This is a genomic window from Salmonella sp. 741265073_HBA (assembly GCF_046569105.1).
Taxonomy (GTDB): Bacteria; Pseudomonadota; Gammaproteobacteria; order Enterobacterales; family Enterobacteriaceae; genus Salmonella; species Salmonella enterica.
Genome location: NZ_JBKFRY010000003.1, coordinates 192,319 through 216,784, shown reverse-complemented (window position 1 = coordinate 216,784; position 24,466 = coordinate 192,319). Strand labels below are relative to the sequence as shown.

The window sequence follows — 24,466 nt, the reverse complement described above, 5'->3', positions numbered from 1 at the left end:
GGTGAAGATGAATACTCGCTGGCAACGCGCCGGGCAGAAGGTGAAGCCCGGCTTCAAAATAGCAGGTAAGCTGGTTCTGTTGACCGCGTTACGTTACGGGCCTGCCGGCGTGGCGGGATGGGCGGTAAAATCCGTCGCCCGTCGTCCGCTAAAAATGTTGCTGGCGTTTGCGCTGGAGCCAGTACTTCGTAAGGCGGCGAATAAAATTTCGCAGCGTTACAAATAGCGAGTCTGGTCATAATATTTCGTTAAGCTCTGGCGTATAGTGTGTGCGAAATACATTACGTGTCAGGACGGAAGTATGTTGAAAAAAGGAATATTTGCGTTAGCGTTATTCGTAGCCATGCCGCTTTATGCCGCAGAATACTGGATAGATGTCCGCATTCCGGAACAATATCAACGTGAGCATATTCAGGGCGCGATTAATATCCCATTGCAGGAGATTAAATCTCATATCGAAACGGTAGTTCCAGACAGGAACGATACGGTAAAGTTATATTGCAACTCCGGGCGACAGTCGGGCATGGCAAAACAAATGTTGCTTGATATGGGGTATACGCACGCGATGAATATGGGCGGTATCAGTCGTCTTGATATGCCGAAAGTAAAAAAATAGATAATCTATTGCTCAATACTCATACTAACCGCGGCGCTTAATGCGCCGTTGTTGATCTCTCCGGGTAGTTGATAATAACGTTTTTGCACATATCTATAACGCAGGCTCGTTATTATTTTCTCTTCTCTTCAGGCTCAACAGGATGTCAATGAAGCGACTTAAAACTGAACTCAACGCGCTGGTCAATCGTGGGGTAGACAGGCATTTGCGTCTTGCCGTAACCGGGTTGAGCCGCAGCGGTAAAACAGCGTTTATCACGGCGATGGTTAACCAGTTGCTTAATGTCCACGCGGGCGCGCGCTTACCGTTGCTCAGCGCGGTACGCGAAGAACGCCTGCTTGGCGTAAAGCGCGTGCCTCAACGTGATTTTGGTATTCCCCGTTTTACCTACGACGAGGGGATACTTCAGCTTTATGGCAATCCTCCCGCATGGCCCACACCAACGCGCGGCGTGAGTGAGATTCGGCTGGCATTGCGCTATCGCTCAAACGACTCGCTGCTGCGCCATTTTAAAGATACCTCGACATTGTATCTGGAGATTGTGGACTATCCAGGGGAATGGTTACTCGATCTGCCCATGCTGGCTCAGGATTATTTAAGCTGGTCCCGTCAGATGAACGGCTTGTTACAAGGACAACGCGCTGAGTGGGCCGCAAAATGGCGGCAACTTTGCGACGGGCTCGATCCGCTGGCGCCCGCCGATGAAAACCGGCTGGCGGAGATTGCCGCCGCCTGGACGGATTATTTGCATCAGTGTAAATCGCAGGGATTGCACTTTATTCAGCCTGGACGGTTTGTTTTGCCGGGCGATATGGCGGGCGCGCCAGCGTTGCAGTTTTTCCCGTGGCCGGATGTGGACGCCTTCGGCGAGTCAAAACTGGCGCAGGCGGATAAGCAGACCAACGCTGGAATGCTGCGCGAACGCTTTAACTACTATTGCGAAAAAGTGGTCAAAGGGTTCTACAAAAATCATTTTCTACGCTTTGATCGCCAGATTGTGCTGGTGGACTGTCTGCAACCGCTTAATAGCGGGCCGCAGGCGTTTAATGATATGCGTCTCGCTTTAACGCAGCTGATGCAAAGTTTTCACTATGGTCAGCGAACTCTGTTTCGCCGCCTGTTTTCGCCGGTGATTGACAAATTGCTGTTCGCCGCGACGAAAGCCGACCATGTCACCCTCGACCAACATGCCAATATGGTGGCCTTGCTCCAGCAGCTTATTCAGGATGCGTGGCAAAATGCCGCGTTTGAAGGCATTAGTATGGATTGCCTGGGGCTGGCGTCGGTACAGGCGACTACCAGCGGCGTGATTGAGGTCAACGGCGAAAAAATCCCGGCTTTACGTGGAAACCGTTTGAGTGACGGCGCGCCGTTAACCGTGTACCCCGGCGAAGTGCCTTCGCGTTTGCCGGGACAAGCGTTTTGGGATAAGCAGGGTTTTCAGTTCGAAGCCTTTCGTCCGCAGGTAATGGATGTTGATAAACCATTACCGCATATTCGTCTGGACGCTGCGCTGGAGTTTTTAATAGGAGATAAGCTGCGATGAGCGAACCGTTAAAACCGCGTATTGATTTTGCAGAACCGCTAAAGGAGGAGCCTACGTCGGCCTTCAAAGCGCAGCAAACTTTCAGCGAAGCGGAGTCGCGTACATTTGCGCCTGCAGCTATCGATGAGCGCCCGGAAGACGAAGGCGTGGCAGAAGCGGCGGTCGATGCCGCGCTGCGTCCCAAACGCAGCCTGTGGCGTAAAATGGTGATGGGAGGGCTGGCGCTGTTTGGCGCGAGCGTGGTCGGGCAAGGCGTACAGTGGACAATGAATGCCTGGCAAACTCAGGACTGGGTCGCTTTAGGCGGTTGTGCCGCAGGCGCGCTGATCGTTGGCGCTGGCGTGGGATCGGTGGTCACGGAGTGGCGGCGATTATGGCGCTTGCGCCAGCGGGCGCATGAACGCGATGAAGCGCGTGAACTGTTACATAGCCATAGCGTCGGGAAAGGTCGCGCATTTTGCGAAAAACTGGCGCAGCAGGCGGGGATTGATCAATCACATCCGGCATTACAACGTTGGTATGCCGCTATTCACGAAACGCAAAACGACAGGGAAATCGTCGGTTTGTATGCGCATCTGGTACAGCCGGTACTTGACGCGCAGGCGCGACGTGAGATTAGCCGTTTCGCCGCGGAATCGACTCTGATGATCGCCGTCAGTCCGTTAGCGTTGGTGGATATGGCGTTTATTGCCTGGCGTAATTTACGCCTGATTAACCGTATCGCAACGCTGTATGGCATTGAACTTGGTTATTACAGCCGCCTTCGTCTGTTCCGTCTGGTGTTGCTGAATATCGCGTTTGCGGGAGCCAGTGAGCTGGTGCGTGAAGTCGGTATGGACTGGATGTCTCAGGATCTGGCCGCACGCCTGTCCACGCGCGCGGCGCAGGGGATTGGCGCAGGTCTCCTTACCGCTCGACTGGGAATAAAAGCGATGGAGCTATGTCGACCATTGCCGTGGATCGACAACGATAAACCACGTCTCGGTGATTTTCGTCGTCAGCTTATCGGTCAGCTAAAAGAGACGCTGCAAAAGAGTAAGTCGTCGCCTGAGAAATGACCTTCCACAGGGCGCTGATTGCCTGGCTTTACGCTGCAGCGCCCGTTTTTGCGCCATGCTGTCAATATTTGTTGACAGAATCCTTCCTGCCAGCCGAATAGTGGCTTATCATCTATTTAATGGTTCATTATTCAGGTGAAGGTTCCCATGCGTCTGGAAGTCTTTTGTGAAGACCGACTTGGTCTGACCCGCGAATTACTTGATTTACTGGTGTTACGTAGCATTGATTTACGCGGAATCGAGATTGATCCCATTGGGCGAATTTATCTTAATTTTGCTGAGCTGGAATTCACCGACTTTAGCAGCCTGATGGCCGAAATCCGCCGTATTTCCGGCGTAACGGATGTCCGTACCGTTCCCTGGATGCCGTCCGAACGTGAACATCTGGCCCTGAGCGCGCTGCTTGAGGCGTTGCCGGAGCCGGTGCTCTCATTGGATATGAAGAGTAAAGTGGAGATGGCGAACCCGGCGAGTTGTCAGCTTTTTGCCCAGAGCCAGGAGCGAATGCGGCACCATACCGCCGCACAATTAATCAATGGCTTCAATTTTCAGCGCTGGCTGGACGGTAATCCGCAAAGCTCCCATAACGAACATGTCGTGATCAACGGGCAAAACTTCCTGATGGAGATTACGCCGGTACATTTACAAAACGAAAATGACGAATACGTGTTGACCGGGGCGGTCGTGATGTTGCGTTCCACTATTCGTATGGGGCAGCAGCTACAGAATTTGTCCACGCAGGATCTGAGCGCGTTTAGTCAGATTATTGCCGTGAGCGCAAAGATGAAGCACGTCGTTGAGCAGGCGCGCAAACTGGCGATGCTCAGCGCGCCGCTGCTGATTACCGGCGATACGGGAACCGGCAAAGATCTTTTCGCCTATGCCTGTCACCAGGCAAGCCCTCGTTCAGCGAAGCCGTATCTGGCGCTCAACTGCGCTTCAATCCCGGAAGATGCGGTAGAAAGCGAACTATTTGGCCATGCGCCGGAAGGTAAAAAAGGCTTTTTTGAACAGGCGAATGGCGGTTCGGTGCTGCTGGATGAAATTGGCGAAATGTCGCCGCGTATGCAGGCGAAGCTGCTACGTTTTCTCAATGATGGTACGTTCCGTCGCGTCGGCGAAGATCACGAAATTCATGTTGATGTCCGCGTTATCTGCGCCACGCAGAAAAATCTGGTGGAGCTGGTGCAAAAAGGACTGTTCCGCGAAGATCTCTATTATCGACTTAACGTTCTGACGCTTAATTTGCCGCCGTTGCGCGATTGTCCGCAGGATATTATGCCGTTGACCGAACTGTTCGTGGCGCGTTTTGCCGACGAACAGGGCGTTCCGCGACCGAAACTGTCTGCCGATCTGAGTACGGTTCTCACTCGTTACGGCTGGCCGGGTAACGTTCGCCAGCTTAAAAATGCGATTTACCGGGCGCTGACGCAACTGGAAGGGTATGAGCTGCGTCCGCAGGATATCCTGCTGCCTGACTACGATGCCGCGACGGTGGCAGTCGGCGAGGATGCGATGGAAGGTTCGCTGGATGACATTACCAGTCGTTTCGAACGTTCTGTCCTGACCCAGCTTTATCGTAGCTATCCGAGTACGCGTAAACTGGCGAAACGGTTGGGGGTATCGCACACCGCGATTGCCAATAAGCTGCGTGAATATGGTCTGAGCCAGAAGAAGGGTGAAGAGTAGGAAAAAGAAGGCCTCTGGATAGAGGCCTTCTTGTGACAAAAGAGCACCACCTGTAGCACTGACAAACGTAGCACCAGCAGGCGCTGGCTTATGCCTTCAGGACATTAAGCGCGGCGTCGTAATCCGGCTCGTGGGTGATTTCATCCACCAACTGGCTGAAAATAACGTTGTCGTTTTCGTCAAGCACGATGACTGCGCGCGCCGCCAAACCTTTCAGCGGACCGTCAACGATTTCGACGCCGTAGTTTTTCAGAAACTCGTTATTACGCAGAGTGGAAAGCGTAATAACGTTGCTCAGGCCTTCCGCGCCGCAAAAACGCGACTGTGCAAAAGGCAGGTCAGCAGAAACGCACAATACGACGGTATTCTCCACTTCTGTGGCCAGTTGATTAAACTTACGAACTGATGCGGCGCATACGCCAGTATCAATGCTTGGGAAAATATTCAGCACTTTGCGTTTGCCTGCATATTGGCTGAGGGAAACGTCAGACAAATCTTTTGCGACAAGAGTAAAAGCCTGTGCTTTGCTACCAGCCTGCGGAATAACGTTGGCAACGGTGACCGGGTTACCCTGGAAATGTACAGTCTGTGACATAATTATGTTCCTATTTACTTATAGTTAACGTCGAAATCCAGTTTAAGTCATTATTCATTAACACGGCAAATACTATTTGTAGCAAGCCGCGTCCGGCGCTATCAGAGGGGAAGAGATGAGATCTGTTAAGGTATATGAGGAAACCTGGCCGTTACATACGCCTTTCGTTATTGCGCGTGGTAGCCGAAGCGAAGCGCATGTTGTCGTTGTCGAACTGGAAGAAGAGGACGTAAAAGGCATCGGGGAATGTACGCCATATCCACGTTATGGTGAAAGTGATGCCTCGGTCATGGCGCAAATCATGAGTATTGTGCCTCAGTTAGAAAACGGGCTGACTCGCGAAGCATTGCAGAAACTGTTGCCGGCAGGCGCGGCGCGCAACGCGGTGGATAGCGCCTTATGGGATTTGCAGGCCCGCCAGCGGCAGCAAAGCCTTGCCGGGCTGCTCGGCGTGACGCTGGCCCCGGTTTTTACTACCGCGCAAACGGTAGTGATAGGCACGCCGGAACAGATGGCAGCCAGTGCGGCGGCACTATGGGAAAAAGGGGCGACGTTGCTGAAAATCAAACTTGATGCTCGTCTGATTAGCGAACGTATGGTGGCGATCCGCTCGGCGGTGCCGGAGGCGACGCTCATTGTGGACGCCAATGAATCGTGGCGCCCAGAAGGGCTGGCGGCGCGTTGCCAGTTACTGGCGGATCTGAATGTCGCGATGCTGGAGCAACCGCTGCCCGCGCAGGATGACGCCGCCCTGGAAAATTTTATTCATCCGTTGCCTATCTGTGCAGATGAGAGCTGCCATACTCGCAGTAGTCTGAAAGCCCTGACGGGGCGCTACGATATGATCAACATTAAGCTGGATAAAACCGGCGGTCTGACCGAGGCGCTGGCGCTGGCAACGGAGGCGCGGGAGCAAGGATTCGGCCTGATGCTGGGCTGTATGCTCTGTACATCAAGAGCGATTAGCGCCGCGCTGCCGCTTATGCCGCAGGTGAGCTTCGCCGATCTTGATGGCCCAACATGGCTGGCGGTTGATGTTGAGCCCGCGCTACGCTTTACGACGGGTCAACTCCATCTTTAGGATGCCAGCGGAGCAGATTCGACATAGCCAGCAAGTATTTTTCGCTGGCTTCATCGGCGGAAACAGGGGGAAACTCGGCGGTGATGCAGTGCAGGTTGAGGTCGGCGCACCAGCTGCCAAACGAACCGGGCGTTTCGTAACCTACGCTGGTTACCAGCGGCAACGCAAACGCATCGGCCAGCCACTCGCCTAGCTCGCTGCGACGTGGATCTTCAATGCAGGCTAGCGGATCGTGAAAAGAGACGACCCAGGCGGGTTGGAGTCGATGTATTAACTGGCAAAGCGCCTGGGTTTCCGGTTCTGAGCCGGGATGGTCGCCGGTTAGCAGCACGACATCACGCTCTTGCGCGCGGCTATTCCAGCGATAAACTGTCTCACCCGCTTTCCAGTTGGCGGCGGGAAAGTTACGGTTTAAATCAATGCCATTCGCATTTGCCCTTAACCCCAGTTGACAGCCATCAGGATTAACGGCAAGTACGACATGATGACGGCGAAGGGAAGGATTTAAGGTGCGTAACGCACAGGAGAGCGTCACCACGGATGAGGTTTCATCCCCGTGGGTGCCAGCCAGTATCAGGCCGCTTTCGCGATCGGCGGCAGGCGCCGGAAACCAGATTAGCGGTGCGCCTAGTAGCGAACGTCCATAATGTTCAGTGCCTGGCGGAAATGCGCCGCGCTCGGCACGGGGGCGGGTGACAGTCATACATGTTTCCCGAAGCTGAGACCAGTAGGGTAATCATCGTAGTGTTGTGTAAAACCCGCCGATTATCAAATGGTTTCTATTTACCCTCTTGTATGGCGCAATATCAACTTTCTGGCGGAAGATAATTGCATTTCTTTCTGCTGAAACAAATAATTACGTTGTTATTTAACTCATCTTTGAGGAACTTCTATGAGGCATTCTGTTTCAGTAACCTGTTGTGCGCTGTTGGTTAGCAGCTTTTCCCTGGCATATGCTGCGGATGTTCCCGGTGGAACGGTACTGGCAGAGAAACAAGAACTGGTGCGTCATATCAAAGATGAGCCCGCTTCGTTAGATCCAGCGAAAGCCGTTGGGCTGCCTGAAATTCAGGTGATCCGCGATCTATTTGAAGGGCTGGTTAACCAGAACGAAAAGGGTGAAATTATCCCTGGCGTCGCCAGCCAGTGGAAGAGCAATGATAATCGTATCTGGACGTTTACGTTGCGGGATAATGCGCAATGGGCCGATGGAACGCCGGTGACCGCCCAGGATTTTGTCTATAGCTGGCAACGTCTCGTTGATCCCAAAACGCTTTCCCCCTTCGCCTGGTTTGCCGCTCTGGCTGGCATCACTAATGCGCAAGCCATTATCGACGGTAAAGCCACGCCGGATCAGCTTGGCGTCAGTGCCGTGGACGCGCACACTTTGCGTATTCAGCTTGACAAGCCGTTGCCCTGGTTTGCCAGTCTGACCGCCAGTTTTGCCTTTTATCCGGTCCAAAAAGCGAATGTTGAAAGCGGTAAAGACTGGATGAAGCCGGGAAAACTGATCGGCAATGGCGCGTATGTGCTTAAAGAGCGCGTGGTAAATGAAAAACTGGTGGTCGTGCCTAATACGCATTACTGGGATAACGCGAAAACGGTACTGCAAAAAGTGACATTTTTACCCATTAACCAGGAGTCGGCTGCGACGAAACGTTATCTTGCCGGTGATATTGATATCACCGAATCTTTCCCTAAAAATATGTACCAGAAATTATTGAAGGATATTCCAGGGCAAGTTTATACGCCGCCGCAATTAGGGACTTATTATTATGCGTTTAATACGCAGAAAGGGCCGACGGCGGATTCCCGCGTTCGTCTGGCGCTAAGTATGACCATTGATCGCCGTTTGATGGCGGAAAAAGTCTTAGGTACCGGTGAAAAACCGGCCTGGCATTTTACACCGGATGTCACGGCAGGATTTAAGCCCGATCCTTCACCGTTTGAACAAATGAGCCAGGAAGAACTTAACGCCCAGGCGAAAACATTGCTGCGTGCAGCAGGCTACGGATCGCAGAAGCCGCTTAAATTAACCCTGCTTTACAATACCTCAGAAAACCATCAGAAAATCGCGATTGCGGTGGCGTCAATGTGGAAGAAAAATCTGGGGGTGGATGTGAAATTGCAAAACCAGGAGTGGAAAACGTATATCGACAGCCGGAATACCGGTAATTTTGATGTTATTCGCGCCTCCTGGATGGGTGATTACAACGAACCGTCGACTTTCTTATCCTTATTAACGTCCACGCATACGGGGAATATTTCACGCTTTACTAATCCGACTTATGACAAAATCCTGACGCAAGCGACGATGGAAAATACCGCCGAAGCGCGTAACGCGGATTACAATGCAGCGGAGAAAATTTTAACGGAACAAGCGCCTATAGCGCCTATTTATCAGTATACCAATGGCCGGTTAATTAAACCGTGGGTAAAGGGATACCCCATTACTAACCCGGAAGATGTGGCCTATAGCCGTACGATGTATATTGTGAAGCACTGATGCGTACTGGTTGCCTTTTGATGAAAGGTAACCACGCCCGCCGCCTGATGCCGCCGTTCTCATTGCTGTGTTTTCAGCCAGGCGGCAATATCCTGTGTCGGCAGATGATGTTGTGCATTCCAGGTGTCACTCATCGGCCACCACATACCGTCACCACGCGCGAAGGCGACGCGATAGCGCAGCATTGGGTCATGCGGATGTAAACGGAGCTGCTCCTGTAAGTCAGGTAGCGTCAATACGCCTCGGGTAAAAGTTTGCTGCGTCACGCGTTCGACCGTTTCCGCCAGTTTTGCATAAGAGGTCGTTTCCCCCGCAACAAAGACGACTTCGTTAGTGATACGCGGCTGATGCAGATAAATTTCAGTGGTCAGGCGACCAATATCCGCAGGCGACGTGACGGTGACCTGCATTTCCCATCCGCCGAGGGCATTGATGGTTTTTTGGGCTAAGTTGACCACATCAAAGGCCGGTTCGAAGAGAAAAGAGGTAAATATACCGGTTGAAACAATCACCCACTCTGTGACGTTTTGCTCGCGCAAAAACGTCCTGACGTCATACTGTTCGTCCCACACCGGCTGGCCGCTGCCTTTGCCGACCACATCGTAATTCACGCCAAACTGCCAGGGGAAATAGCGCTTAACGCCCGCCTCCAGTACCGCGCGGGTGATTTTTATCTGGGTACCCGCACCGGCGACAAACCCCATACAATTGATGATCGTATCAAAAACGCGGAATTGATCTTTTAACGCTGCAACCGAACTGCCCGCGATGTCGACCGGGATAAACCGCGCACCGGCATCTGCCAGTTGTTGATGAATGCTGGAACGTCGTTTGCTCTGTTTATCCCTCGATCGCCCTGACACAATAACGCAAACGGAACCATTACGCTGTGTGACCGCCGGAACCAACGACGCCAGCACTGACGCCCCCAGTTGTCCCGCGCCCAGCACCAATACTTTTTCACCCACCTGATTATTGGATTGTTTCATTTGCCCCTCTCTGTGTTGATTCACCTGTAGATAGAGATTACGTCAGGGATCTGCGTTCGATAAGACGCCGAAGACGGGTTAGACTGTTCTGATAAATGGGATAATTGGCGGGGGGAAAATGGACAAGCTGGAAGCGATGCAGGTCTATGTTTGCGTAGTGGATACTCATAGTTTTATCAGAGCCGCCGAAGTGCTGGGCGTGCCGCGCTCAACGGTATCGCGGGTGGTTAAAGAACTGGAATCCTGGCTTAAGATTCAGCTTTTGCAACGTACAACTCGCAAACTTAGTGTGACCGCAGAGGGGCGGCGTTACTACGAAGAGTGCAAAAGAGTGCTGGCAGATATCGCGGCCATGGAGTCGTCATTTCCCGGCCGGGCGGCACAACCCAAAGGGCGTTTTAAAGTGGGGATGCCGCAATCTCTCGCCCGGCATTGCATTATTCCCATGCTCCCGGCCTTTTTGCGCCAGTATCCGGAGCTGGAGCTGATACTTTGTTCCAGCGATAGCGTGGAGGATATTATCCTGCAAGGGTATGACTGCGTAATTCGGGCCGGCAGGATCGATGATTCCACCACGCTGGTTGCCCGTCCGCTCGCCAGTTTTAACTGGGTGATAGCAGCATCGCCCACTTACATTGAGCGTTACGGTAGCCCTGAAAATTTAGATGATCTGCAAAAACACCATGCGGTCGGCTACCTGAACCACCGCACCGGGCGTACCACCGACTGGTTTTTTACGCGTGAGGGGGAGGATTACGCGATGCGGATGCAGGAGACGCTGGTTGTCGATGATACGGACGCTTATATTCAGGCCGGAATACAGGGGCTGGGGTTAATTCGCGTCGCCAGCTATCTGGTTGCGCCGTATCTGCACAGCGGGGCGCTGGTGACCTGCATGGACAACCATTCTTATGATTTGCCGCTTGCGCTGGTCTATCCGCAAAACAGGTTTCTGCCGCCTGCGGTACGCGCTTTTTATGACTGGTGCAAAACGGCGCTGAGCCAGCCGGAGCCTCTTCGCTAAAAAATATTATTCCGGATATCGCATTGCCTGTTCAGAAAACTTTTTCACAGACGGTCAAAATGACGGTACTGGTTTTTGACGCATAAGTAAAAGGCATTATCAAACAGGGGGCTACACGGCGAGTATATAGCAAGCACTGAACGTTTGGATGCAATAAAAAATCTGTACAACTGTTATTAATGAACTTTTTGTATAAATATAATCGGATTTAACAATACTCATTGTACCTGTCTTTTGCTCTTATCATGGCGTCTTTACGACGAAAGGGTGCTTTAGCGTGGAATATTCAATATTAAGTAACAACCTTAAAATGCCTATGGTGGGTTTTGGCGTTTTTAAGGTAACCGACAAAGAAGAATGTCAGCAGTCAGTGTTAAGCGCTATTCGCAGCGGTTATCGTCTTATCGATACCGCTGCGGTATACGGCAATGAAGATGCCGTTGGTGACGCTGTTCGTGAAGCCATCGCGACAGGCCTGTGTACCCGTGAGGAGTTATTTATTACTTCTAAACTGTGGGTGCAAGATATGGCTAACTACGATCTGGCCAAAGCAGGTATTGAAGCGTCGCTGAAAAAATCCGGGTTAGATTATTTTGATCTCTATTTATTGCATCAGGCAATGGGCGATTATTTTAGTGCGTGGCGCGCGCTGGAAGACGCTTATGAAGCCGGTAAACTAAAAGCCATTGGCGTGTCCAACTTCTATGCGCATGTGTTAGCCAACTTCTGTGAAACCGTCAGAATTACGCCAATGGTAAACCAGGTCGAATTGCATCCATACTTTGCACAACCCGCTGCGCTGGAAACCATGAAGCATTATAACGTTCAGCCTGAAGCGTGGGCGCCGTTAGGCGGCGGGAGACATAAACCGTATGAAAATGAAATGCTTCAAAGGATTGCCGATGCCCATCAAAAAACCATCGCGCAGGTTGTCCTGCGTTGGAACGTGCAGCGTGGCGTCACGGTTATTCCTAAATCCACTCGACAGGAACGTATTGAAGAGAACTTTGCCATCTGGGATTTCTCACTAACGGATAACGAAATGGCTCAAATCAACACACTTGATTTAGGCTATGTTGGCGAAGCGGTGAAGCATTTTAATCCCGAATTTGTTCGCGGTTGTCTTGGCGTTAAAATCCACGATTGATCCCGGCGCTTGCGGATGTTTTCTCGCATGAACAGCTTCTAACACGGTTGCCGGAGCGTAGACGGCAACCGTATGATATTCGCCTGGCCGTCAGGCGCCGAAGGCACCATCGATGGTGTGCATCGCGCCGGTGACGAAAGAGGCTTCCGGACCGGCAAGCCATGCCACCATTCCAGCCACTTCTTCAGGTCTTCCGTGTCGTTTGATCGCCATGAAACTGTGCATCAGCTCTTTCATGGGGCCATCTTCCGGATTGATGTCGGTATCAATGGGGCCTGGCTGCACCACATTTATCGTAATCCCGCGGGGGCCAAAATCACGGGCCAGGCCGCGCGCCAGCCCTTGCAGGGCTGATTTACTGGCGGCGTACGCGGCCATTCCCGGTACGGGCATCCGATCGCCATTCACGGAACCGATAATAATAATGCGTCCACCTTCCGGCATGTTGCGGGCTGCTTCGACTGACGCATGGTAAGGCGCATGGATATTAATGCGGAACAAACGATCTATCGCATCGCTATCTTGTTCCAGCGCATCGCCGAAGAGAGCGACGCCCGCATTGACGACCAGAATATCCAGCGGTCCGTACTCACGCACGAGGCTGATGACGGCATCACGATCGGCGCTATCCGTCTGGATGGCGGTGCTTCCAGTTTCCGCTGCCAGTTTTTCGGCGGCTTCACGCGATCCGGCGTAGCTGAAAACGACCGATGCGCCGTCAGCGCTAAAGCGTCGTACAATAGCCGCGCCGATACCACGACTTCCCCCTAAAACCAGTACAGATTTGTTGCGAAATAGCGTCATCAGGATGTCCTTTATGATATTGTAGTAGTCACTACAATATGCGTAATGAAATCATGCCGTCAAGGAGTTATGTAGTAATGACTACAAAACATAGCCGAACGCCGGGTCGCCCTCGCCAGTTCGATCCGGAGCAAGCCATTGAAACCGCTCAACACTTATTTCATTCGCGCGGCTACGACGCGGTGAGCGTAGCGGATCTGACAAAAGCGTTCGGGATCAATCCTCCCAGTTTCTATGCGGCGTTTGGTAGCAAGCTGGGGCTGTATACTCGCGTATTAAAACGTTACAGGATGACCGACGCGATTCCGCTCGGGGCGCTTCTGCGTCACGATCGCCCGACCGCGAAGTGCCTTATCGATGTGCTAATGGAAGCGGCAAGACGTTACGCTGCCGATCCTGATGCCACCGGATGTCTGGTTCTGGAGGGCGCTCATTGTAACGATAAACCGGCACGAGAGGCCGCCTGCGAGTTTTACATCGCTGCTGAAAACCTGATTCGCACTTATGTCGCCATGCGGTATCCGCAAGAGGCTGACCGGATGACTGACTTTATGGGGACGCTAATGGCGGGACTTTCCGCCAAGGCGCGAGCGGGGTATAGCCTGGAGCGTCTTCAGGAGAGTGTACTTCTGGCTGGAGATGTGCTGGAGCGATTACTGCCGGATTAACGCAGCGCATCAAAAAACCTGAGCCAATCAGTACGGGCAAACAGGGAGCAATAGCCCTAATCATCCATCTTGCCGTTGCGGTATTCGGTAAAGTACATCAAAAATAGAGGTGTCAGGGAAACGAGAGATGCAAAAATGTAGTCTTATTACGGTACTTAGCTTATCAGTGTTGATGCTAGCCGGATGTACAACGACCTATACCATGACGACCCGGACGGGAGAGATTATTGAAACGCAGGGTAAGCCGGAGGTTGACACCGCAACCGGAATGACGAAATACGCTGATGTTTATGGTTATCATCGCGTTATTAAAACCAGTGAAATAGTGCAGACGACAGAAGGCGCATCGAAGCTGGACTGGTAATGCGCTAAAGCAGTTGGGAGGCCGTGTCCAGTATGGGTACCGGACTGTTTCTGGGCCAGAATTGAATAGAGCGCCTGTATAGCCGAATTCCGGGTATCGGCTTGATTTGTGTTGTCAGTTATTTGGTTGTTCCCTGTATAGTGAAGATAAACAGTACTCATGGCTAACGGTCTGTTTTGGATTGCTAACTATCCCGGATTCTGCGCGTTTTATTTAGTCACAACCATGGTTAAGAATATTTTGGGTCAGACTTACACGCCGGGTATTAAGATAATCCGTCGCATAGAGAGCTTGATCGGCATCATTCGGTTCAAGAAGAAATGGCGTGACTTTAGGTATGAGATCAGCAAACAGGTTATATTGATCCACAGAAGCAAAATGCTGGGTAGCGCTGGCCCAGGGAATTCGCATCAGCTCCGCGTAAGAAGGGGATAGTTGAACAGGCAAATCAAATTCTTTCAGATTAGCAAGCATCTCCTTACTCATATAAAATGTGACCCTGTTTCGCGAAAAGGTGTTAAGCACTGCCTTCAGTCGTTTAACTTTTGCTTCTTTACTCATGCTATTATCAAAAAAACGTGGTGAAAGCATAATAGCAATCGATGCGTTTGATGAAATAACATTATGTAGTGGTTTCAGGGCTACAACAATCTGATCGTTTGTGAAGATACGCTGCGTACCAAAGGAGGTAGTATAGTTTCCACCCAGCCAGATCACATAATCTGTTGTTTTGAGGGGAAGGGCTTTTTCCGGTATATTACCCCTGTCAGGTGCCACTGTTTCAATTGCTAGTGAGTCTTGTCCCCAGACATTATTTACTTTAGAACTCAAAAAATTATATTCTGAAATGTTCCTTAGTTTTAGTAGAGTTATCTGCGAGCGGGTAAAAAAGAGATTGAATCTCACTTTGTTCTGCAATTTCCGAAGTAATCTGAGCGTGTTCTGATCGATCAGATGAGTATAAAGACCAACAGTTTTTCCGGAAAGTATTGCTGAGGCATTGTTCGCATGAAGCATCTCTTTTATAGCTCCTTGCCCAATAATCAGTACGCAACGGTATTTTTCTGGTCTGATTTTATCTATGGGGATATCGGTAAGATTGACCAGGTCAGGAGTGCCATGCCGCCAATTATCATGAATGACTGTGGCTCCGGAGGCGTCTCCTCCGGCTCCCCTGGTGATAATAAGAGGAGGGTGGGTACTGGCATGTGCGATATACGAAAAACAAGCTACCATTGCTAGCGTTGTGTTTCTGATGGTTGTATACATATCGTCTGCCCTGATTTCGAAAATATGAATAATGTCTCCTCTTATAATGTACATCAAAAAGAGAGCATTTTAATTAAACGTTATCTCAACGAGATAAAAGGTTAGCACAGTAAAGTATAGAGAGAATGTAATCATACCAACATTGTAAATGTGGGAGCATGAAGGCCCCGCAAGCCGCCCGGCCAGCATACTCCCATTAATAGTTAAAGTATGGACTTTGCTTTTACCGTAAACTGTAGCCAATATTACCTGATCACTACACCGTACAGTACTGTCAGTAATCTGTCTCCGGTGTCGCGTGCACGCAATTTATTTTTTTTCAATTCTTTCAAAACGTTAACTATATTAATAGTCACTTATTTTACCAGAATCAATACTGAGAGTTTTATTACCGCTCTGAAAAGAGAAGGCTTTTCAGATGAAATGCGTGGATGGTACGAAGTCATTACAGTACAGGGATGTAATAATAAAGATCGACAATGGATTCATTATTCTGTTGCTTTTGGACGGATGCCAAATGGAAGTATTCAATATCTTCTCCTTCTCTCCTGATAAGATTCAGTTTTGGCAATATACACATATATATTGTATTGGAAAATTGTTGATATTGTTCCTTATGACCAACGAAATGGAATTTTGCATATTTACCACATTTTATTACCCTCGACATGGGTATTTTGCCTCCATCGACGGAATTATGTTCCATACCAAAAAAACTGCTTACGGCGATGACCTGGTCTTTGGTATTATCCGGCTTAAAAGACGAGAGACAATACACATTTTCGCCCCACGTTCTGAGCGTCTCATGAATGATTTTCCATTTTATAGGCGACGCTTTTTTAGGAAGGTCATTTGTTGCGATCTGATGAGATGTTTGAAATCCGAAAATTTCTTTTGACGTAAGCTGACAAATTTCGAACTGATAATGCTCATCACAGTCAAGCCAGTAGGGAGGCCGTAGGTTTCTGAGATCCCAGAAATCAGCCTTGCGATAGTTATTGGGATTGACGCCAAATGTTTTTTTGAACTCTCGACTATAGGACTGCACTGAATCAAACCCCATTCTGAACGCGATATCTGTGACCGACTGAGAGGTCAGCTTTAGCAGAGTGGCGCTTCTGCTCAACTTGCGTTGTCTGATATATTTTCCGATAGAGACGCCACACTTTTCTTTAAAAAAATCCTGCAAACTCCTTCGCGAATAACCTGTTATAACAACCAACTTTTCAATATCAATCCTCTCTTCAAGATTTTTTTCTATTTGCTCTAATACTGAGACTATTATGGCTCTTTTCATCATCATTCCTCTTTATTGAAGCCGAAAATATAAACATTTAAGGTGTTTGACATACTGTGTTATTAAACCAGTGGGGGGTTGTTAGCTTTTCTGGCAAAACAAGAAAGATTTAAATTGCTTGACGTTTCTGAATAAACTTTACACTTGGAGATCGGCTTTTGCCAGTAAAGCTAAGTAATTGGCATGGCGAAGGGCATAATTTCACAGGCGGTTAAAATGATTGAATAATCCTGAATTTTTAGCCCGTGAGATTATAAATCTCATAATTATTTCTAATGATTTAATAAAAGGGATGAATTGTTTTGTACTTCAAAAAATCTTTATTAGCTTTAGCGATTTGTGCATCCGTGGTCTCAGTAGAGGCGGTGGCGAATATCAGAGCCAATGATATGGCTTCTTCTGCTACGCCTGCTTCTGTTGGTCACCGTCCTGTGGCAACTACTAATGCAAAAAAGATAGAAGTGTCTGGGGAACTGACGACCGGTTCAATCCTCCAGATAGCGGATGTTTTTATTGAGGATGAGGATGGGGATCCCTTATCGCTGGATAAAATGAATAATGCCGACGATATTAAATGGTATCTGGTGGATAATGAGGCCGCCGATCCTTCTGGAACCCCGGTGGCAACCGGGACGGCTTTTACCATTCCTGCTGATGCAGGCGGTAAAAAAATTAAAATCGTTTACCGAATTAAGACGGCAACGGGGACGCCGGATAGTGCATTCTTGCCTGCCACTGTCTTATTAACTTCTGCATCTTCTGGGGTGGGCGGCGACTCCGCCGCAGACGGTACAATTTCTAATAAGCTACGTTCTGTCACTATCAATGTGGTGAATGAAAGTGGTAAACCAACTGATGAACTCAACGGTACCAATGACGCCAACACCCCAGTGGTGGGCGGCACCCTTGAAGCGGTACTGGAATGTGCCGCCACAGCGGCGGCTGAGTGTGAGGTCAGTAATTATAACTTTACCTGGCAGATGGCGGATGCCGGGACACCAGATAAGTTCACCGATCTGAATAATACCAACGCTGAAAAACATAAATATATTATTAAGGGAACTGAGCAGAATAAACTGTTCCGTGTCCACGTTACGCCTAAAACGACGAAAGCCACGCCGGAGAATAAACGCGCTATCCGTCGCTGATGGTTATCGCCAAATAAACATCTTATTTAAATACTCCCTCTGCCAGGCAGGGGGATATAGCAGGAGACAATAAAGTGGTTTTTTCTAAAAAACCCATTACTAAATATATAACCTGGGCCATTGTTACCAGTCAGATTTCACTCCCGGTCATCGCTGATAGCGATAATGAAATTCAGTCATGGATTGCAGGAACGGCATCGTCTATTTCTCCGCATCTGCAGGAGGGGACGCTGGAGGATTATGCCAAAGGAAAAATAAAGGCATTACCAGGGCAAGCCGCTAATCATTTGGTGAACGAGGGGATGAAGAGCGCTTTTCCGGAGATTATTTTCCGTGGTGGCGTCAATCTTGAAGATGGCGCGAAATATCGTTCATCAGAGTTCGATATGTTTATTCCCGTCCAGGAAACGACATCGTCTTTACTCTTTGGCCAGCTTGGCTTTCGCGACCACGACAGCAGCAGTTTCGATGGCCGCATCTATGCTAACGTTGGTGTGGGTTACCGCCAGGAGGTCAATGGATGGCTGCTCGGCGTCAATACGTTTCTGGATGCCGACATCCGTTATTCCCACTTACGTGGCGGCATTGGCGGGGAAGTCTATAAAGACAGTCTGGCCTTTTCCGGCAACTATTATTTCCCTCTCACCGGCTGGAAAACGTCAGCAGTTCATGAATTACATGATGAGCGTCCGGCATATGGCTTTGATCTGCGAACAAAAGGCACGCTCCCCGATTTTCCCTGGTTCAGTGGCGAGCTGACATATGAACAGTATTACGGGGATAAAGTTGATCTATTGGGTAACGGTACATTAAGCCGGAATCCCCGCGCCGCAGGTGCGGCTCTGGTCTGGAATCCTGTCCCCTTGCTTGAGGTCAGAGCAGGATATCGGGACGCCGGTAACGGCGGATCGCAGGCTGAGGGCGGTCTGAGAGTCAACTATTCCTTCGGTACGCCGTTACATGAACAGCTTGATTACCGCAACGTTGGGGCGCCGTCAAATACGACTAATCGGCGTGCCTTTGTCGATCGTAATTACGATATCGTCATGGCGTATCGGGAGCAGGCCAGTAAAATCCGCATTACGGCAATGCCAGTGTCAGGCCTGTCCGGGACGCTGGTGACATTAATGGCGACGGTAGATAGCCGTTACCCGATTGAGAAGGTTGAGTGGTCGGGTGATGCGGAGCTTCTCGCCGGACTCCAGCTTCAGGGGAGTCTGGGCAGCGGCCTTATCCTTCCACAACTTCCGCTGACGGCGACCGACGGTCAGGAGTATAGCCTTTATTTAACGGTGACTGACAGCCGGGGTACTCGCGTGACCTCCGAGCGTATCCCGGTAAGGGTGACACAGGATGAGACCAGTTTCCGTTCATGGATAAATGTTATCAATGACGATGTTCAGGTTGAGGACGGCAACTTTGTTATCAGTACGCCGCTTCCTGCCGGAGAAGAGGGGAAGGTTATTGAGTGGCACTACGTGCGCGAGCGTTCTGAAGAGGAGTGGGCGTCGCTCAAACCACGTAATATTAAGTATCAATCAGATACGCCGGGTCTGGCATTTAAAGCGCTCGGTGGTAGAGAGCGTGACGGCCATTGGGTTGAACGGGTTCTGGTGACCCATATTGGCGATGATGCCCGCTCGCTCAAATTACATATTGAAGCAAGCGGACCAGACGATAAACATCCGGTGAAGGGTACCGTACTACTACAAGCGCAGTCAGACAGTATTGCGCAGAAGGTCACTTCTGTGGAGGTGCTTTTTACGCCGGGTACTGAAGAAGCCAACGGAAGCGTTACTGCGCCAGTCGTCGGAACAGAAATGCGAGCCAGAACGCTTTGTGTAAATAACACGGACTGTACTGATGCGTTTAATTATCAGTGGGAAATCTCGGATGAAATGAAATCCTGGCAATCCGTACCGGGGGCGACAAAAGCCACCTGGCTTCTTCCTTATAGTCTTAATGGGGAATCGCTTCAGAATAAATATATCCGGGTCAGAATTATTTCTGATAAGGAAAATGCTAAGGGTAATACCGCAGCATCTGATGCGAATTAATGTTTTAAAAAGGATCAACAGTGCGTATGTCGAAACATAATCTTATTATCTATAGCCTGCTTCTGGCGACTGTGCCGATAAGCGTCTTGGCGGATTCGTCGACAACGTCCGCGGCAACCGTCGGGATGTTTTCTCCACCTACGGCGCCGAGCGTTGGGCACAGGCCTAGCTCGCCGATGAGTGATTATGGGTTGGAATTGAATGGATATTATGGATATTTTGAATCATATATACCTATACCAGGCATGCTTTTAAAAGCAAGAATGGTTGGGAGAGTCAGTGATCTTGATGCTGAAAAATATCAAGCTAATGAAACGGCTACCACAGTATGTACGTATTATCGCGTTGAGAAAGATGACTCACAGCATGAGCTTCTACGTGAAAAACCGTGTAAATATGAAATTGTTATCAGCGAGGATAATGTAGGTTCGAAGATAAGAATTGAGCATTATAACGAAACAGATATGGTCTCAGCACCAGGATATACGCCTGTGCCGATGGTTTCTGAACTCCATTCTATTGAAACAAAACGTATAGTTAAATTGAGTAAAGATTTATCTGTCATTAGTGCAGATAAATCTTTACTGATGCCAGGAGAGAGTGCTGTTGTGAAAATTATTGTTAAAGATATAAATAATAACCCCATATCTAATCTCAATCTCCAGTGTGGGCATTTTTCAACAGGAAGTTGGAATAGTCGATGCGATATCAAAGCCGGGGGTAATCCCGGAGAGTATCTGCAGACGGTAACTTATAATGGAGGTTCAAATGGAGAGTTGAAATTGACATATAAATATTTTGGGGAATTGATTAAAGATAAATTTACTATCTCCGGGACAATAAAAAAGTAGAGTAAAAACAGCAATGAATAATGGGTTGGCTTTTATCTCACTGCTCTTATTATGGATGTTCACTTGGTTCTTTTGTAGATTGCTAAATAATTATTATGGCTAAAATAATACAAACATTAAAAGGAGAGGTTTTTATGACACCAGCAACAACACAGGATTATATCTCATTGGGTCAGGAACACGCTGTGACCTTTGGCAAAACGCAGCTGACCCTCAAACCCGGTATACTGGCTGAAGGCGAACCATTACCCTGCACAAAGGGGCTGGTGAGCCATAATTTATTACCGGGTTACTGTATCCCGGGGATAAAAAAGCGGATTATTGTCGTTCCGTCACTGGATACGCCAGTTTGTGAATGGCAGGTAAAAGACTATAGTGACCGCCTTAAATCAGCGGGTAGCCACTCAAACCGGGCGGTATATGTGCTGAGTATGGATACGCCATTTGCTCAGGCCCGTTTTATTCGGGATCATGATATTCATCCCGGCATAACCTTTGTTTCTGACTACGCTTGCCGCCAGTTTTTGGATAATTCCGGGCTGAAAATTAATGAGCTCAGTATTTTTGCCAGAGCGTTGATAGAGTGCGATGAAAATAATGTGGTTACGCGTGTTATTGTACCACGAGATATCACTCATCTTCCTGTTTACTAATCACTTATATCAGCACCGTCCCTGCACAGAGAACCGAATAACCGGCAATGCAGGGGCGCAGGCATCCTCTTGTGTGCCCCCACATTTAATACATATACTATTGCATCACGCATAAGGAACTGAAAATGATGCCAGCGGATGGGACAGGTTAACGTTATGGCACCCCTGAATTTCTGCAATAATCGTCTGGTAACCGGAAAGCCACTTATGACTTTGTGATTTGGCCTGCTGGTGCTGTAAATTATTTATCAATAGCTCCATTGATTCGCGGGTCTGCCAGTAATAATTATTAACCATTCTTCCGCTGGCGGCATCGGTATAGCTTTCCATCCCAATATAGCCATCAATAGACTGCGTATAGCGCTCAATCCAGCCATCCAGTTGATAAAACTCTTCGTCGTACTCTTTTTTTTCGAAAATAAAACTTGTCAGAAACAGCGACATGGTATTTCTCCTGTTACGCAATATCAATCAAACACCCATCAACGTGGATTCAAAACGTAAACCTGGCATCATTTTTTCAAGGCCGTCAGTCAGCATGTTTCCTGCCGCGTACAATTCATCAACCGGCATTTCCGGCAAGCTTTCAAGGATAAACCACATCGCTTTATCTGAAACGCTTAGTCGGGTACGTACTCCCTGGCGCCAGTTCCAGCGCCGACAGGTGACGCCTCTGTCATCGCGCCAGATAACTTCGCCCGGTTCTGGCGACTCGGTGACGGGTTGTCCTTCTTTCAGGGTATCAAATGTTTCACTTCCGTCTGCGAAAACCAGCCGCGGCGATCCACAATAAGCCGCGCTATTTTCGCCGCCTACCGGTACGGCATAGCGCAGGCTCACGGCGTTATAAAGATCAACGACCGGGTCCAGCGCCGCCATTGTTCCATCCTTCAACACGCGTTTTCGTAGCGCTTCAGCCGAGCAGGGGGTGCGCTTTGGTTTTGCGCCGAATGCTTTAAACACCACATTCCAGGCGTCTATATGCGCCTGTGCCCACGCCGGTTGTCCGTTGATTACGGCCTGACAGGCCTCTTTTAACGCGATTTCTCCGACCTGCGCATCGCGAACCGGAGCGGCAATAACATTAATACTTAATGCACGAAAGCCGGGAGCGATACGGGCCAGTTCCGGGCTGATTGACGGTAACATAGAAGACATCGCATAATCCTGTAATGACTATTTTCTTCTATGATATCGACCAATGACCAAAAAAGTCAACTTATCGACCACGGCGGGCGCCGACGTCAGCACGATAAATGAAGCTGTTTCCCAACGTATCAAACAATTTCGTAGCCAAAAAAAGATGTCGCTGGATGAGCTTGCGCGGCGTTCCGGCGTCAGTAAAGGAATGCTGGTGGAAATTGAAGGCTGTAAAGCCAATCCAAGCATTGCGCTGTTATGTAAGATCGCGGCGGCAATGGGAGTGTCCGTGGCGGATTTTGTCAACGTCGCCAGCGAGCCGATGGTCCATCTTATCGACCGGGATGCTATTCCGGTGTTGTGGCGCGGCGAGAAAGGCGGCAGCGCAAAACTGATGGCGGGAACCAGCGGGCCGGATATGCTGGAACTCTGGCAATGGATAATGCATCCTGGTGAACAGTTTGAATCGGCAGGGCATCCGGCAGACACCTGTGAATTACTGTTTGTTAATCAGGGAACACTGACATTAACAGTCAACGGTAGACGCTTTATTATTCGGGAGGGCTGCTCCGCTGTAGCCAGAACCGACATGCCTCATGCCTACGTTAACGACACTAATGAGGTGCTTGAATTTACCATGACGGTGAATGAAAAGAGCCGTTGATCACCGTGAGGAAGGCGCTAACAACCCGTCATCCGGACAGAGAAGCCTCGGTGCCCGATAAGCGTTATCGGGCACCGGCTATCTTTTATTTTGTCGCAGGCGCGGTCTCCGGGTCATCGATATAGAGCGTCTGGCTTGGGAAGGCGAAGTCAGCGCCGTTTTCCTGGACAATCGCAATAATTTTCAGGTAAACATCCTGCTGTACGGCAAGCCATTCCTGCCATACTGTTGTTTTGGTAAAGCAATACACCATAATATTCAGCGAAGAGTCGGCGAATTCATTAAAATAGACCAACAGCGTCTGTTTCTGATCGATATCTCTGTGCGCCTGCAACATGTTTCTGATAGCGTCAACAATGAGGCCAATTTTGTCGGCATCTTCGTAACGTAATCCAATAACCGTTTTTATTCGACGGTTGGTCATCCGTCCCGGATTCTCAACGCTAATGGATGAAAAGACGGAATTAGGCACGTACAACGGGCGGTGGTCGAATGTGTTAATTCGCGTAATTCGCCAGCCGATTTCGGCGACCGTACCTTCGATATTTCTGTCAGGAGAACGAATCCAGTCTCCGATACTGAAGGGGCGATCGAAATAGAGCATAATACCGGAGAAAAAATTGCTCAGGACATCTTTGCCCGCCATACCAACAGCGATACCGCCGATACCGCCAAAGGTCAGCAGACCGGACAGACTCATGCCAAAATGTTCGCCATACAGTAAGACAATCGCGACAATAATGGTTATTTTTATGACCCGTGCCAGAATACGGGTACTGGTGACATCTCTACCTTTATTGACCTGTGCTTTTTCAAATTGGTTAATAATCAGGAAAAGTTTTATCGTCAGAATAAGCGCAATGAGCGAGGTGCAGATAAAATCAATGACCCCGGAAGAGATAAAACGCAAATTATAATCTTCAATAGCATTATTCAGGATGCTCCCGATGGTCCCAATAATAATCGCGTAAATAAAAAACTGTGCCGCATGGAACGTGAATCCTTTCTTCCACTGTACGTTACGACTGAGCCAAAATCTCACGACCAGCAACGCCATACCGCAACTGAAAAGTATCGCCAGATTAAATGCGTTTTTGAGAAAAAATTCAGTGAACATTATTGTTTTCCGCTCCTTCCTACGATAACAGCTCAGAATGACCTGATTAACAGGTATTTTACCCAGGATAAACGCGTAGATCATCGATAAGTAAAAAGAAGAAATAGTGCTATTAGCTTTAATCTCAGCGGTTTACTTTTTATGTAAATACAATGTCACGTTTTATGGAGCAGACATCGCGTG

The 24,466-nt window shown here is 49.3% G+C and carries 25 protein-coding genes; 16 read left to right on the top strand and 9 right to left on the bottom strand.

Annotated elements, in window-relative coordinates; all coding sequences use genetic code 11:
* The first annotated feature begins 7 nt into the window (after positions 1–7).
* The 5 genes from pspD to tyrR all read left to right on the top strand — a co-directional run bounded on the left by pspD (position 8) and on the right by tyrR (position 4,909).
* Positions 8–226, top strand: coding sequence for a phage shock protein PspD (pspD, locus tag ACLD3P_RS05890; RefSeq protein WP_001097607.1), 219 nt, complete (start codon positions 8–10; stop codon positions 224–226).
* Between the two features lie 75 nt (positions 227–301).
* Positions 302–616 (top strand): thiosulfate sulfurtransferase PspE, encoded by a 315-nt coding sequence (gene pspE, locus ACLD3P_RS05885; RefSeq protein ID WP_001615721.1) that lies wholly within the window; start codon positions 302–304, stop codon positions 614–616.
* 148 nt (positions 617–764) lie between these two features.
* A complete protein-coding gene (locus tag ACLD3P_RS05880; RefSeq protein WP_000825858.1) occupies positions 765–2,162 on the top strand; it encodes a YcjX family protein in 1,398 nt (465 codons plus the stop codon).
* Complete coding sequence (locus ACLD3P_RS05875; RefSeq protein WP_001294472.1) at positions 2,159–3,220, top strand: TIGR01620 family protein; 1,062 nt, start codon at positions 2,159–2,161, stop codon at positions 3,218–3,220. The genes ACLD3P_RS05880 and ACLD3P_RS05875 overlap by 4 nt, the downstream gene beginning before the upstream one ends.
* 147 nt (positions 3,221–3,367) lie before the next feature.
* Complete coding sequence (gene tyrR, locus ACLD3P_RS05870) at positions 3,368–4,909, top strand: transcriptional regulator TyrR (protein ID WP_001235493.1); 1,542 nt, start codon at positions 3,368–3,370, stop codon at positions 4,907–4,909.
* 88 nt (positions 4,910–4,997) lie between these two features.
* Here the strand turns inward: tyrR and tpx are convergent, their stop codons facing one another.
* Complete coding sequence (tpx, locus tag ACLD3P_RS05865; RefSeq protein WP_000084401.1) at positions 4,998–5,504, bottom strand: thiol peroxidase; 507 nt, start codon at positions 5,502–5,504, stop codon at positions 4,998–5,000.
* Positions 5,505–5,619: 115 nt separating this feature from the next.
* Between tpx and ycjG the strand changes: the two genes are divergently transcribed.
* Positions 5,620–6,585, top strand: coding sequence for an L-Ala-D/L-Glu epimerase (ycjG, locus tag ACLD3P_RS05860; protein WP_001258061.1), 966 nt, complete (start codon positions 5,620–5,622; stop codon positions 6,583–6,585).
* Here ycjG and mpaA read toward each other — a convergent pair.
* Positions 6,560–7,288 (bottom strand): murein tripeptide amidase MpaA, encoded by a 729-nt coding sequence (gene mpaA / locus ACLD3P_RS05855; protein WP_000219104.1) that lies wholly within the window; start codon positions 7,286–7,288, stop codon positions 6,560–6,562. The two genes, ycjG and mpaA, sit on opposite strands and share 26 nt — an antisense overlap.
* A gap of 189 nt (positions 7,289–7,477) precedes the next feature.
* Here mpaA and ACLD3P_RS05850 point away from each other — a divergent pair, with 189 nt between their 5' ends.
* Entirely contained in the window at positions 7,478–9,091 is a 1,614-nt protein-coding gene (locus tag ACLD3P_RS05850; protein WP_001216559.1) for an ABC transporter substrate-binding protein, read from the top strand.
* Between the two features lie 59 nt (positions 9,092–9,150).
* On the opposite strand, the gene ACLD3P_RS05845 is transcribed toward ACLD3P_RS05850, so the two are convergent.
* Positions 9,151–10,080, bottom strand: a complete 930-nt coding sequence (locus tag ACLD3P_RS05845; protein ID WP_220569863.1) for an aromatic alcohol reductase — start codon at positions 10,078–10,080, stop codon at positions 9,151–9,153.
* A gap of 118 nt (positions 10,081–10,198) precedes the next feature.
* On the opposite strand from ACLD3P_RS05845, the gene ACLD3P_RS05840 reads away from it, so the two are divergent.
* Entirely contained in the window at positions 10,199–11,104 is a 906-nt protein-coding gene (locus tag ACLD3P_RS05840) for a LysR family transcriptional regulator (RefSeq protein WP_076935234.1), read from the top strand.
* 277 nt (positions 11,105–11,381) lie between these two features.
* A complete protein-coding gene (locus tag ACLD3P_RS05835; RefSeq protein ID WP_000456772.1) occupies positions 11,382–12,251 on the top strand; it encodes an aldo/keto reductase in 870 nt (289 codons plus the stop codon).
* 90 nt (positions 12,252–12,341) lie between these two features.
* Here ACLD3P_RS05835 and bdcA read toward each other — a convergent pair whose 3' ends face one another.
* Positions 12,342–13,055, bottom strand: coding sequence for an SDR family oxidoreductase (gene bdcA, locus ACLD3P_RS05830; RefSeq protein WP_020839314.1), 714 nt, complete (start codon positions 13,053–13,055; stop codon positions 12,342–12,344).
* Between the two features lie 77 nt (positions 13,056–13,132).
* Between bdcA and ACLD3P_RS05825 the strand changes: the two genes are divergently transcribed.
* Positions 13,133–13,723, top strand: a complete 591-nt coding sequence (locus ACLD3P_RS05825) for a TetR/AcrR family transcriptional regulator (RefSeq protein WP_000208472.1) — start codon at positions 13,133–13,135, stop codon at positions 13,721–13,723.
* Positions 13,724–13,850: 127 nt separating this feature from the next.
* Entirely contained in the window at positions 13,851–14,087 is a 237-nt protein-coding gene (locus ACLD3P_RS05820; RefSeq protein ID WP_001168017.1) for a YgdI/YgdR family lipoprotein, read from the top strand.
* A gap of 213 nt (positions 14,088–14,300) precedes the next feature.
* Here ACLD3P_RS05820 and ACLD3P_RS05815 read toward each other — a convergent pair whose 3' ends face one another.
* Both ACLD3P_RS05815 and ACLD3P_RS05810 read right to left on the bottom strand, forming a co-directional pair.
* Complete coding sequence (locus ACLD3P_RS05815; protein WP_411006436.1) at positions 14,301–15,410, bottom strand: hypothetical protein; 1,110 nt, start codon at positions 15,408–15,410, stop codon at positions 14,301–14,303.
* A gap of 391 nt (positions 15,411–15,801) precedes the next feature.
* A complete protein-coding gene (locus tag ACLD3P_RS05810; protein WP_077248414.1) occupies positions 15,802–16,659 on the bottom strand; it encodes a GyrI-like domain-containing protein in 858 nt (285 codons plus the stop codon).
* Between the two features lie 296 nt (positions 16,660–16,955).
* Here ACLD3P_RS05810 and zirU point away from each other — a divergent pair, with 296 nt between their 5' ends.
* The 4 genes from zirU to ACLD3P_RS05790 all read left to right on the top strand — a co-directional run bounded on the left by zirU (position 16,956) and on the right by ACLD3P_RS05790 (position 21,362).
* Positions 16,956–17,801, top strand: coding sequence for a two-partner-like secretion system exoprotein ZirU (zirU, locus tag ACLD3P_RS05805; protein WP_411006413.1), 846 nt, complete (start codon positions 16,956–16,958; stop codon positions 17,799–17,801).
* Positions 17,802–17,875: 74 nt separating this feature from the next.
* The gene (zirT, locus tag ACLD3P_RS05800) at positions 17,876–19,858 is read left to right on the top strand and encodes a two-partner secretion translocator ZirT (RefSeq protein WP_411006414.1); all 1,983 of its coding nucleotides are present in this window, start codon (positions 17,876–17,878) and stop codon (positions 19,856–19,858) included.
* 26 nt (positions 19,859–19,884) lie between these two features.
* Positions 19,885–20,709: a ZirS family two-partner secretion-like system exoprotein gene (locus tag ACLD3P_RS05795; RefSeq protein ID WP_316970316.1), complete on the top strand. Its 825-nt coding sequence runs from the start codon at positions 19,885–19,887 to the stop codon at positions 20,707–20,709.
* A gap of 95 nt (positions 20,710–20,804) precedes the next feature.
* A complete protein-coding gene (locus ACLD3P_RS05790; RefSeq protein ID WP_411006415.1) occupies positions 20,805–21,362 on the top strand; it encodes a redoxin family protein in 558 nt (185 codons plus the stop codon).
* Positions 21,363–21,467: 105 nt separating this feature from the next.
* On the opposite strand, the gene ACLD3P_RS05785 is transcribed toward ACLD3P_RS05790, so the two are convergent.
* Together ACLD3P_RS05785 and ACLD3P_RS05780 are read right to left on the bottom strand one after the other, a co-directional pair.
* Positions 21,468–21,806: an antibiotic biosynthesis monooxygenase family protein gene (locus tag ACLD3P_RS05785; RefSeq protein ID WP_063916796.1), complete on the bottom strand. Its 339-nt coding sequence runs from the start codon at positions 21,804–21,806 to the stop codon at positions 21,468–21,470.
* A 27-nt stretch (positions 21,807–21,833) separates the two neighbouring features.
* Positions 21,834–22,520, bottom strand: a complete 687-nt coding sequence (locus ACLD3P_RS05780) for a B3/4 domain-containing protein (protein ID WP_411006416.1) — start codon at positions 22,518–22,520, stop codon at positions 21,834–21,836.
* 43 nt (positions 22,521–22,563) lie between these two features.
* Between ACLD3P_RS05780 and ACLD3P_RS05775 the strand changes: the two genes are divergently transcribed.
* The gene (locus ACLD3P_RS05775; protein ID WP_000163368.1) at positions 22,564–23,166 is read left to right on the top strand and encodes a helix-turn-helix domain-containing protein; all 603 of its coding nucleotides are present in this window, start codon (positions 22,564–22,566) and stop codon (positions 23,164–23,166) included.
* Positions 23,167–23,251: 85 nt separating this feature from the next.
* Here the strand turns inward: ACLD3P_RS05775 and ACLD3P_RS05770 are convergent, their stop codons facing one another.
* Positions 23,252–24,283 (bottom strand): mechanosensitive ion channel family protein, encoded by a 1,032-nt coding sequence (locus tag ACLD3P_RS05770; protein WP_000493666.1) that lies wholly within the window; start codon positions 24,281–24,283, stop codon positions 23,252–23,254.
* Positions 24,284–24,466 lie beyond the last annotated feature (183 nt).

Excerpts from the sequence above, each read along its gene's own strand:
- ACLD3P_RS05790 (WP_411006415.1), top strand. The coding sequence starts at position 20,805 with ATGGCTAAAATAATACAAACATTAAAAGGAGAGGTTTTTATGACACCA.
- tpx (WP_000084401.1), bottom strand. The coding sequence starts at position 5,504 with ATGTCACAGACTGTACATTTCCAGGGTAACCCGGTCACCGTTGCCAAC.
- pspD (WP_001097607.1), top strand. The coding sequence starts at position 8 with ATGAATACTCGCTGGCAACGCGCCGGGCAGAAGGTGAAGCCCGGCTTC.
- ACLD3P_RS05785 (WP_063916796.1), bottom strand. The coding sequence starts at position 21,806 with ATGTCGCTGTTTCTGACAAGTTTTATTTTCGAAAAAAAAGAGTACGAC.
- ACLD3P_RS05815 (WP_411006436.1), bottom strand. The coding sequence starts at position 15,410 with ATGTACATTATAAGAGGAGACATTATTCATATTTTCGAAATCAGGGCA.
- ACLD3P_RS05845 (WP_220569863.1), bottom strand. The coding sequence starts at position 10,080 with ATGAAACAATCCAATAATCAGGTGGGTGAAAAAGTATTGGTGCTGGGC.
- tyrR (WP_001235493.1), top strand. The coding sequence starts at position 3,368 with ATGCGTCTGGAAGTCTTTTGTGAAGACCGACTTGGTCTGACCCGCGAA.
- ACLD3P_RS05810 (WP_077248414.1), bottom strand. The coding sequence starts at position 16,659 with ATGATGATGAAAAGAGCCATAATAGTCTCAGTATTAGAGCAAATAGAA.
- bdcA (WP_020839314.1), bottom strand. The coding sequence starts at position 13,055 with ATGACGCTATTTCGCAACAAATCTGTACTGGTTTTAGGGGGAAGTCGT.
- ACLD3P_RS05850 (WP_001216559.1), top strand. The coding sequence starts at position 7,478 with ATGAGGCATTCTGTTTCAGTAACCTGTTGTGCGCTGTTGGTTAGCAGC.
- ACLD3P_RS05825 (WP_000208472.1), top strand. The coding sequence starts at position 13,133 with ATGACTACAAAACATAGCCGAACGCCGGGTCGCCCTCGCCAGTTCGAT.
- ACLD3P_RS05780 (WP_411006416.1), bottom strand. The coding sequence starts at position 22,520 with ATGTCTTCTATGTTACCGTCAATCAGCCCGGAACTGGCCCGTATCGCT.
- mpaA (WP_000219104.1), bottom strand. The coding sequence starts at position 7,288 with ATGACTGTCACCCGCCCCCGTGCCGAGCGCGGCGCATTTCCGCCAGGC.
- ACLD3P_RS05840 (WP_076935234.1), top strand. The coding sequence starts at position 10,199 with ATGGACAAGCTGGAAGCGATGCAGGTCTATGTTTGCGTAGTGGATACT.
- ACLD3P_RS05770 (WP_000493666.1), bottom strand. The coding sequence starts at position 24,283 with ATGTTCACTGAATTTTTTCTCAAAAACGCATTTAATCTGGCGATACTT.
- ACLD3P_RS05820 (WP_001168017.1), top strand. The coding sequence starts at position 13,851 with ATGCAAAAATGTAGTCTTATTACGGTACTTAGCTTATCAGTGTTGATG.
- ycjG (WP_001258061.1), top strand. The coding sequence starts at position 5,620 with ATGAGATCTGTTAAGGTATATGAGGAAACCTGGCCGTTACATACGCCT.
- ACLD3P_RS05795 (WP_316970316.1), top strand. The coding sequence starts at position 19,885 with ATGTCGAAACATAATCTTATTATCTATAGCCTGCTTCTGGCGACTGTG.
- ACLD3P_RS05880 (WP_000825858.1), top strand. The coding sequence starts at position 765 with ATGAAGCGACTTAAAACTGAACTCAACGCGCTGGTCAATCGTGGGGTA.
- pspE (WP_001615721.1), top strand. The coding sequence starts at position 302 with ATGTTGAAAAAAGGAATATTTGCGTTAGCGTTATTCGTAGCCATGCCG.
- ACLD3P_RS05875 (WP_001294472.1), top strand. The coding sequence starts at position 2,159 with ATGAGCGAACCGTTAAAACCGCGTATTGATTTTGCAGAACCGCTAAAG.
- ACLD3P_RS05775 (WP_000163368.1), top strand. The coding sequence starts at position 22,564 with ATGACCAAAAAAGTCAACTTATCGACCACGGCGGGCGCCGACGTCAGC.